This window comes from Streptomyces sp. 5-10 (genome assembly GCF_014712245.1).
Taxonomy (GTDB): Bacteria; Actinomycetota; Actinomycetes; order Streptomycetales; family Streptomycetaceae; genus Streptomyces; species Streptomyces violaceusniger.
On sequence record NZ_JACVYG010000260.1, the window covers coordinates 1 to 309 of the forward strand.

1 protein-coding gene is annotated in these 309 nt (G+C 68.6%); it reads right to left on the bottom strand.

The window, feature by feature from the left end:
- Positions 1–309: beta-ketoacyl synthase N-terminal-like domain-containing protein (locus IEJ02_RS48105; RefSeq protein ID WP_191070550.1), on the bottom strand; the 309-nt coding region annotated here is incomplete at both ends.

Genomic DNA, 309 nt, shown 5'->3' on the forward strand with positions numbered 1-309 from the left:
CGAAGAACGCCGCGTCGAACGCGTCGGCGTCATAGAGGAAGGCACCCTCGTTCGCATAGCTGGTGCCCGGGTGATCAGGGTCCGGATGGAACAACCCGTCCAGGTCCCAGCCGCGGCCGGTCGGAAACTCCCCGATCACGTCCTTCCCCGAGGCGACCAGGTCCCACAATGCTTCGGGGGAGTTCGCACCCCCCGGGAAACGGCAGGTCATGCCGATGATCGCCACCGGGTCGTCCGCATCGGCCCGCACCGCGAGGGGAGCACGGGAGCCTGCGGTGTCGCCGGTCAGCCGGGTGCACAGATACTCCG